Annotated in this window: 1 protein-coding gene; it reads right to left on the bottom strand. The window is 63.3% G+C overall.

The window, feature by feature from the left end:
* Positions 1–248, bottom strand: a 248-nt coding sequence (locus J5M73_RS31595) for an amino acid permease (protein ID WP_207817019.1), incomplete at both ends; no start/stop codon positions are given.

A 248-nucleotide genomic window follows, 5' to 3' on the forward strand; every position in this document is an offset into this window, starting at 1 on the left:
TTCCAGCACTGCTGCCAGGGAAGGGTTCTGCAGCTTGGCCAGCTCCGGCTGGCTCATGATCCCCAGGGACAGCACATTCACCAGCACCAGCAGCGCCAGCACCCCCAGGAAGCCGATCACCGTGGCCTTGCCCACGTCCGAGCGTTTTTCCGCCCGGGACGAGAAGATGCTGGCGCCCTCGATGCCGATGAACACCCAGACGGTGACCAGCATCATGTTGCGCACCTGGTTCATCACGCTGCCCAAGT

Origin of the sequence: Pseudomonas sp. 50_B, from assembly GCF_017491625.1 — a bacterium.
Classification (GTDB): domain Bacteria; phylum Pseudomonadota; class Gammaproteobacteria; order Pseudomonadales; family Pseudomonadaceae; genus Aquipseudomonas; species Aquipseudomonas danubii.